Below are 7461 nucleotides of genomic sequence, written 5' to 3' on the forward strand. Positions count from 1 at the left end.
AGCCGGGCACCCGCCTCGTGTACGCGGACGAGCCGTGGTCCTCGCCCGCCGGTGCCGCGGCGGCATGGGTGCCGTGGGCCGAACAAGCCGCAGGCGCCCGTCCCCCGCACGACCACTGGAACTGACCCCCGCAGTCAAACGCCACCTGTGCCTTAGCAATGACTCTTTTGACGACGTCGTCAAAAGAGTCATTGCTAAGGCACAGCTCAACAGGGGCGGCGTTGAGCGATATATCAGTTCCTGTGAGCGCTCGGCGGAGGCCGAAGATGGCGCCGACGTCCTCACGCCGACGATCAGCCGGTAGGGCAGACTACGGATGCTCCAGATATCAGTGCAGAGACCAGAGGAGGACGCCGTGGTCACCGCCATCGTGCTGATCCAGGCCGCCGCCGAACGCATTCCCGAGGCGGCGCAGGAGATCGCCGACATCGACGGAGTCACGGAGGTGTACTCCTGCGCAGGTGACGTGGACCTGATCGCGCTGGTGCGGGTCAGCAAGCACGAGGATCTCGCTGCCCTTGTCCCCGGCAAGATCAGCAAGGTCGCGGGCGTGCTGAACACCGACACGCACATCGCGTTCCGCAGCTACTCGAAGCGGGACGACGAAGCGGCCTTCGCCATCGGCCTGGACGACGCCCAGTAGACCAAGCTGACCCCGAGCCGACACAGCGAAAAGCCCCCGTGAAGATTCACGGGGGCTTTCGCACTACTGGTGACCCGGCAGGTCAGGACTTCGGGTCGGACGGCTTGCCCGCGAGCTCACCGGCCTTGTCCTCGGCGGTGACCTCTTCCGAGATGTGCTTCTTCTTGCGCGCGTTCTCCAGCGCCACGGTCTCCTCGACCGGGTCCGGCGACCACGTGCTGCCGGCGACCGGGTGACCGGCCGAGCCTAGCTTGTTCATCTTCTTCGGCACCGACGCGCCCTGGTAGGCGAGCGGGATCGGGTGGCCGTGGTCGTCCACCGGGCCGAGCGGCTGGTGGACCTCGATGAACTCGCCGTGCGGCAGGCGCTTGATGATGCCGGTCTCGACACCGTGCTCCAGGACCTCGCGGTCGCCGCGCTGCAGGCCGATGCAGATGCGGTAGGCCACGAAGTACGCGATCGGCGGCAGGACCAGCATGCCGATGCGGCCCATCCACGTCGTCAGGTTCAACGAGATGTCGAACTTGTACGCGAAGATGTCGTTGCCGCCCATGAGCAGCAGGACCATGAAGTACGTGATCGCCATCCAGCCGAGCGCGGTGCGGACGGGCACGTCACGCGGGCGCTGCAGCAGGTTGTGGTGCGCGTAGTCCTTGGTCATCTTCTTCTCGATCCACGGGTAGACCGCCGCGATGCCGGTCAGCAGCGGCAGACCGAGGATGAACGGCAGGAACGCCGCCGGGATCGTGTAGTTGCCCAGGTAGAACTCCCACGCGGGCCAGATGCGGACCAGGCCGTCGGTCCAGCCCATGTACCAGTCCGGCTGCGAACCGGCGGAGATCTGCGCGGGGTTGTACGGGCCGAAGTTCCAGATCGGGTTGATCTGGAAGACGCCACCCATGATCGCGATGACACCGACGACGATGGCGAAGAAGCCACCGCCCTTCGCGGCGAACACCGGCATGATGCGGACACCGACGACGTTCGTCTCCTTGCGGCCCACGCCGGGGAACTGCGTGTGCTTCTGGTACCAGACGAGCGCCAGGTGCGCCGCGATCAGACCCAGGATGATCGCCGGGATGATCAGGATGTGCGCGGTGTAGAGCATCGGGATGATGTCCGTGCCGGGGAACTCCCCACCGAACATCAGCCAGTTGATCCAGGTGCCGACCACCGGGAACGAGATCAGCAACGCCGCCATGACGCGGAGGCCGGTGCCCGAGAGCAGGTCGTCCGGCAGCGAGTAGCCGAGGAAGCCCTCGATAGCGCCGAGCATGAACAGCACGATGCCGATGACCCAGTTGATCTCACGCGGCTTGCGGAACGCGCCGGTGAAGAAGATCCGGAACATGTGCACGACGATCGCGGCCATGAACAGCAGCGCCGCCCAGTGGTGCACCTGGCGCACGAACAGGCCACCGCGCGTCTCGAACGAAATGTCGAGCGTCGAGGCGAACGCGCGCGACATCTCGATGCCGCGCAGGTTCTCGAACGCGCCGTTGTAGGTGACCTCGGTCATCGACGGGTCGAAGAACAACGCGAGGTACGTGCCCGACAGCAGCAGCACGATGAAGCTGTACAGCGCGATCTCACCGAGCAGGAACGACCAGTGCGTCGGGAAGACCTTGTTCATCTGGTGGCGAATGCCCTTGGCGGCGTGGTAGCGCTCGTCAGCAGCGTTCGCCGCCGCGCCAGCGACCCGCGCGGCCGCGTTGGCCGGCTTGGTCGGAGTGGTGATAGCACTCATGACTTCCGCTCCCAGAACGCCGGACCCACAGCCTCGATGAAGTCGCTGCGGGCAACCAAGTATCCCTCTTCGTCCACAGTGATCGGAAGCTGCGGCAGAGGACGGGTCGCCGGGCCGAATCGCGGCTTGGCGTATTCGAAGACGTCGAACTGCGACTGGTGGCACGGGCAGAGCAGCAGACCGGTCTGCTGCTCGAACAGCGACGTCGGGCAACCAAGATGCGTGCAGATCTTGGAGTACGCGTACAGGTCGCCGTAGTTGAAGTCTTCCTGACCAGCGCGCTTGGTGATCGCCTGGTTCGGGCGCATGCGGATGAGCATGACCGGCGCGTCGGCCCGCTTCAGAGCCGCGACCAGCGCGTGCTCGTCGTTGCGCTCGGACTCGCGGAACGGGAACACCGTCTCGAAGCCACCCGGCTCGACGTCCTCGGGGCGCACCAGGGAGACCTCGTGGAAGTTGCCGGTGTGGCGGCGCAGGTAGACCTTCTCGCCCGGCTTCTCCGGCTTCCAGCCGGTGTGCCACAGCGAGTTCTTGGTCTCGCTGTCCGAGTGCGGATTCTTGACCAGCGCGCCCAGCGGGACGACCGTGATGCCGAGACCCAGCACGCCCGCGCCGAGACCGGCGGTGCGCTTGATCAGGCTGCGGCGGGCGATGCCGCTGCGCTCACCGGCGTCGGCCAGCTCGGCGACCAGCGTGGCGCGGTCGACCTCGGTCGACGGGCCGTCGTGACGCTGCTGCACCGCGAGCTCATCGGGGATGAACTTCTTGGTGTAGAGCAGCGCGCCGACGCCCAGGCCCACCACCGACAGACCCAGGAGCAGGCCGATCAGCGGGTTGTAGAGCATGTGCAGCAGGTGGCCGTCGGTGTGCGGGGCCTCGTACTGCCACGGCCAGAACAGGAACACGCCGAGGAAGGCGAGGCCCGACAACGCGGAGATCATGAACCACAGCGCGACCACGCGCTGGGCACGACGCTCGGCGCGGGTGCCGGGAACCGGCCACTTGTCCTCGTAGTGGACGAGCTCGACGCCGTCCAGCTTCGTGCCGAGCTTGACGAGGTCGTCCCGGCTCATCTCCGCGAGCTCTGCCTCGCTGGGCAGCTCGGTCGGCTTGTCGCCGCTCATGCCTTGGCTCCGATCCAGAGGGTCACGCCGATGAGCGCGGCGATACCCACGATGAACGCGATCAATCCCTCGGACACGGGCCCGAACCCGCCCAGGGGGTTACCGCCGGAGTTGTTGTTTCCGTCGGTGACCGACTTGACGTACGCGATGATGTCTTTCTTCTCTTCCGGCGTGAGCTGGCGCTCGCCGAACTTCGGCATGTTCTGCGGGCCGGTCAGCATCGCCGTGTAGATCTGCTCTTCGCTGACTCCGTCGAGCACAGGCGCGAACTTGCCGGACGACAGCGCGCCACCACGACCCGTGAAGTTGTGGCAGCTGGCGCAGTTGAGGCGGAAGAGCTCGCCACCGCGCGCCGGGTTGTCGCCGCGCAGGGCCTCACCGGACTCGGCGGGCTTCTTCGGGCCCTCGCCACCGTTCGTGGTGATGTAGGCCATCAACGCGTTGATGTCCTCGGGGGAGAGCTTCGCGGGCTTGCGGATGGCCTGCGCCTCCTGCCGTGCCATGGGCATGCGGCCGGAGGAAGTCTGGAAGTACACCGCGGCGTCGCCCACGCCGATCAGGCTCGGCCCGCGGTCCTTGACACCCTCGAGGGACTTGCCGTGGCAGCCCATGCAGGTGTTCAGGTAGATCTGCTCGCCCTGGCGGACCAGCGCGTCCTGCTGCTGCGCCTGCGCGGTCTGCGCCTGGGGCGCGAACGCGGCGAACAGCATGCCGGCGCTCAGCAGGGCGAAGCCCAGCGCGAGCAGGCCGGCGACCCGGCGACGCAGCTTCGTGCGGGCGCCGCGTGGGCGTTTCGTAGTGGTGGTCATGGTGTGCGGCAACCCTTGCTGTCAGTTCGGGAGCTCGTGGCTGGGAGCAGGTCAGGGCACGATGTAGATGATGGCGAACAGCCCGATCCACACGACGTCGACGAAGTGCCAGTAGTACGACACGACGATCGATGCGGTGGCCTGCGCCGGCGTGAACTTGCTCAGCTTCGTCCGGATCAACAGGAAGATGAACGCGATCAGGCCGCCGATGACGTGCAGGCCGTGGAAGCCGGTCGTCAGGTAGAAGACCGTGCCGTAAGCCGACGACGGAATCGTCGTGCCCTCGTGGACGAGGTTGTAGTACTCACCCGCCTGGCCTGCGACGAAGATCGTGCCCATGATCAACGTCACGATGTACCAGCGACGCAGACCGAAGACGTCGCCGCGCTCCGCGGCGAACACGCCCCACTGACAGGTGAAGGACGACGCGACCAGGATGATCGTGAAGACCGACGCATAGGGCACGTTCAGGTGCGTGGGAGGGGGCGGCCAGTGCTCCGCAGTGTTCTGGGCCTTCACCGTGAAGAACATGGCGAAGAGGCCAGCGAAGAACATGAGCTCGCTGGACAGCCAGACGATCGTGCCGACGCTGACCATGTTCGGGCGGTTCAGCGAGTGCACGCGCTGGCCGATTGAAGGCGCTGCCGTGGTCACGGGCAGCATTATTGCTTGCGCTATTTCCGTCCGCCCATCGGGTCCTGGGCGGATCATGCGTCGGCTGGGTCACACAGCGGGTGATGGCGAGGAGATCAACGGATGGGCTTGCTGGGCCGATTGCGCGACTTGCTGCGGCGACAGGACGAACCGTCGTTGTCGATCGACGACCCGACGCTCGTCGTGGTCGTCGAGGCGTTCGACATCGCGGAGGCGGATTCGGCCGCGTTGAGCCGTTCTCCTCGGTGGCGCGCCGACGAGCCCGCCGTGTTGCGACACCACGTCCGCATCCCCACTGACCAGGTAGAACGTGCACGCGAGCTGCTCACGCCGGACGGCTGGGTGATCGCCGCAGGTGATATATCGCATATCAGCCGGGTGCAGAAACTGGACGCGTTGCACTGCGCCCAGGAGCGGTCGCGGATGGCGTCGCTGGCGCAGCGGCTGGGCGGCGAAGCCCTGGGGTGGGACGCGTTGCAGCCCGCCCGATAGCATCGCGGCGACCTTGGTCACTTTCTGCGGGCACTTTCTTCTGGGGACCGCAGTCGGCAGTCGCAGCGGAGGATCGAGAGATGAGCACGCAGACCACGAAGATCCTGGTGTTCAGCCACCGGCCCGAGGTGCGTGAGACGATCATCACTGCGGTCGGCCGTCGTCCCGCGCCGGACCTGTCGCGCGTCGACTTCGTCGAGGCTGGCGCGATCGCCGACGTCCTCTACGAGGTGGACAACGGCACCGTCGACCTGCTGATCCTCGACGGCGAGGCGCAGCCGACCGGCGGCATGGGCCTGTCCCGCCAGCTCAAGGACGAGATCACGAACTGCCCGCCGATCGTCGTCGCGGTGCGCCGCAAGGACGACCGGTGGCTCGCGACCTGGTCGCAGGCGGACGCGGTGCTCGTGCACCCGCTGGACCCGCTGGCCGCCGCCGAGACCGTGGCCGAGGTGCTGCGGGGCTCGGCTGTTCCTGTCGTCAGGGGCTGATCCCGAGATGAGCGAGCGCACCTGGCCTTCGCTGCTCAACAGACTGCTCGACGGCGTCGACCTGACCGCTGACGACACCGCCTGGGGCATGGACCGGGTGATGTCCGGCGAGGCGACCCCGGCGCAGGTGGCGGCGTTCATCGTCGCGTTGCGCGCCAAGGGCGAGACGCCGGAGGAGATCGACGGCCTCGCGGCCATGATGCTCAACCACGCGCGCCGCTTCACGGTGGACGTGCGGGCGGCCGACATCGTGGGCACCGGCGGCGACCATTCCGGTTCGGTGAACATTTCGACGATGGCCGCCATCGTCACGGCCGCTGCGGGCGTGCCCGTGGTGAAGCATGGCAACCGGGCCGCGTCGTCGCAGTGCGGCACGGCGGACGTGCTGGAGGCGCTGGGCGTCGCCATCGACCTGCCGCCAGAGGGCGTGCAGGCGACCGTTCGCGAGCTGGGCATCGGCTTTTGCTTCGCGCCGGTGTTCCACCCCGGATTCCGGCACGCGGGCCCGGTGCGGCGCGAGATCGGCATCCCGACGTCGTTCAACCTGCTCGGCCCGCTGACAAACCCGGCTCAGCCCACCGTCGGCCTCATCGGCTGCGCCAGGGCTTCCGCGGCACCGCTGATCGCCGGGGTGTTCGCGCGGCGCCGCCACACCGCGCTGGTGGTCAGGGGCGACGACGGCCTCGACGAGATCACCACGACCACGACGACGTCCGCGTGGCTCGCCCAGGACGGCGTGGTGCGCACGGAGACCATCGACCCGGCGGTGCTCGGTGTGAAGCCCGCGCGCGAGGCAGATCTGAAGGGTGGCGACGCCTCCGTCAACGCCCAGGTGGTCCGCGACCTCGTGGCCGGCAAGACCGGTTCGGTGCGCGACGCGGTGCTCGTGAACGCCGCCGGGGCCATCGCGGCGTACGGCGGGTTCTCCGACGACCTGCACGCCGACCTGTCGGCCTCGCTGAGCCGTGCGGCCGACGCCATCGACTCTGGCAGGGCGGCAACGCTTCTCAGCGGCTGGGTGACGCTCTCAACGTCCTTGAAGGGCTAGAAGGCGGTTTCGGTCACGCGTCGTCGCCGACGCGTGACCGTGCTCGCACGGCCGCTGCATCGGCGTAGCCCGAGCGAGTGATGGCCCGGAGATGCGCACCACGTGGTAACGCCGTGGCAATCGCCACCTGGAATGCTGGAGGCATGGTCCTCTACCCGGTGATGAAGCATGTCGTCGCGCGCGCAGCCCGTCTGGTCTACCGCCCGGTGGTGGACGGTCTGGAGAACATCCCCACCGACGGCCCCGTCATCCTGGCGGCCAACCACCTCAGCTTCATCGACAGCGTCGTGATCCCCATGGTCGTCCCGCGCCGCGTGTCGTTCCTCGCGAAAGGCGGAGTACTTCACGGGCACCGGCGTGAAGGGCTCACTGTCCCGCTGGTTCTTCTCCTCGCTCGGCCACGTGCCGGTGCACCGCGGCAAGGGCCGCGACGCCCGTGCCGCGCTCGACACG

9 protein-coding genes are annotated in these 7461 nt (G+C 67.5%); 5 read left to right on the forward strand and 4 right to left on the reverse strand.

Annotated elements, in window-relative coordinates; translation table 11 throughout:
* Window positions 1-355: 355 nt before the first annotated feature.
* Window positions 356-643, forward strand: coding sequence for an Lrp/AsnC family transcriptional regulator (locus FXN61_RS45325; protein WP_045309335.1), 288 nt, complete (start codon window positions 356-358; stop codon window positions 641-643).
* A gap of 82 nt (window positions 644-725) precedes the next feature.
* Here FXN61_RS45325 and qcrB read toward each other — a convergent pair whose 3' ends face one another.
* The 4 genes from qcrB to ctaE are packed head-to-tail and all read right to left on the reverse strand — an operon-like array spanning window position 726 to window position 4986.
* Window positions 726-2390, reverse strand: a complete 1665-nt coding sequence (gene qcrB, locus FXN61_RS45330) for a cytochrome bc1 complex cytochrome b subunit (RefSeq protein ID WP_167979996.1) — start codon at window positions 2388-2390, stop codon at window positions 726-728.
* The gene (gene qcrA / locus FXN61_RS45335; protein ID WP_167979997.1) at window positions 2387-3514 is read right to left on the reverse strand and encodes a cytochrome bc1 complex Rieske iron-sulfur subunit; all 1128 of its coding nucleotides are present in this window, start codon (window positions 3512-3514) and stop codon (window positions 2387-2389) included. The genes qcrB and qcrA overlap by 4 nt, the downstream gene beginning before the upstream one ends.
* Window positions 3511-4323, reverse strand: coding sequence for a cytochrome bc1 complex diheme cytochrome c subunit (gene qcrC, locus FXN61_RS45340; protein WP_167979998.1), 813 nt, complete (start codon window positions 4321-4323; stop codon window positions 3511-3513). The genes qcrA and qcrC overlap by 4 nt, the downstream gene beginning before the upstream one ends.
* 51 nt (window positions 4324-4374) lie before the next feature.
* Entirely contained in the window at window positions 4375-4986 is a 612-nt protein-coding gene (ctaE, locus tag FXN61_RS45345; protein ID WP_167979999.1) for an aa3-type cytochrome oxidase subunit III, read from the reverse strand.
* Window positions 4987-5079: 93 nt separating this feature from the next.
* Between ctaE and FXN61_RS45350 the strand changes: the two genes are divergently transcribed.
* The 4 genes from FXN61_RS45350 to FXN61_RS45365 all read left to right on the forward strand — a co-directional run.
* Complete coding sequence (locus FXN61_RS45350) at window positions 5080-5469, forward strand: hypothetical protein (RefSeq protein WP_167980000.1); 390 nt, start codon at window positions 5080-5082, stop codon at window positions 5467-5469.
* 80 nt (window positions 5470-5549) lie between these two features.
* Complete coding sequence (locus tag FXN61_RS45355) at window positions 5550-5960, forward strand: hypothetical protein (RefSeq protein WP_167980001.1); 411 nt, start codon at window positions 5550-5552, stop codon at window positions 5958-5960.
* A gap of 7 nt (window positions 5961-5967) precedes the next feature.
* Complete coding sequence (trpD, locus tag FXN61_RS45360; protein WP_167980002.1) at window positions 5968-7008, forward strand: anthranilate phosphoribosyltransferase; 1041 nt, start codon at window positions 5968-5970, stop codon at window positions 7006-7008.
* A gap of 161 nt (window positions 7009-7169) precedes the next feature.
* Window positions 7170-7461 (forward strand): lysophospholipid acyltransferase family protein (locus FXN61_RS45365; RefSeq protein ID WP_246293055.1); only part of this gene is annotated, 292 nt, incomplete at its 3' end.

Source organism: Lentzea indica (genome assembly GCF_012184385.1).
GTDB classification, from domain to species: Bacteria; Actinomycetota; Actinomycetes; order Mycobacteriales; family Pseudonocardiaceae; genus Lentzea; species Lentzea indica.

Bases quoted from the DNA above. Each gene is read 5' to 3' on its own strand.
- FXN61_RS45350 (WP_167980000.1), top strand. From the start codon at position 5,080: ATGGGCTTGCTGGGCCGATTGCGCGACTTGCTGCGGCGACAGGACGAA.
- ctaE (WP_167979999.1), bottom strand. From the start codon at position 4,986: ATGCTGCCCGTGACCACGGCAGCGCCTTCAATCGGCCAGCGCGTGCAC.
- qcrC (WP_167979998.1), bottom strand. From the start codon at position 4,323: ATGACCACCACTACGAAACGCCCACGCGGCGCCCGCACGAAGCTGCGT.
- FXN61_RS45355 (WP_167980001.1), top strand. From the start codon at position 5,550: ATGAGCACGCAGACCACGAAGATCCTGGTGTTCAGCCACCGGCCCGAG.
- trpD (WP_167980002.1), top strand. From the start codon at position 5,968: ATGAGCGAGCGCACCTGGCCTTCGCTGCTCAACAGACTGCTCGACGGC.
- qcrB (WP_167979996.1), bottom strand. From the start codon at position 2,390: ATGAGTGCTATCACCACTCCGACCAAGCCGGCCAACGCGGCCGCGCGG.
- qcrA (WP_167979997.1), bottom strand. From the start codon at position 3,514: ATGAGCGGCGACAAGCCGACCGAGCTGCCCAGCGAGGCAGAGCTCGCG.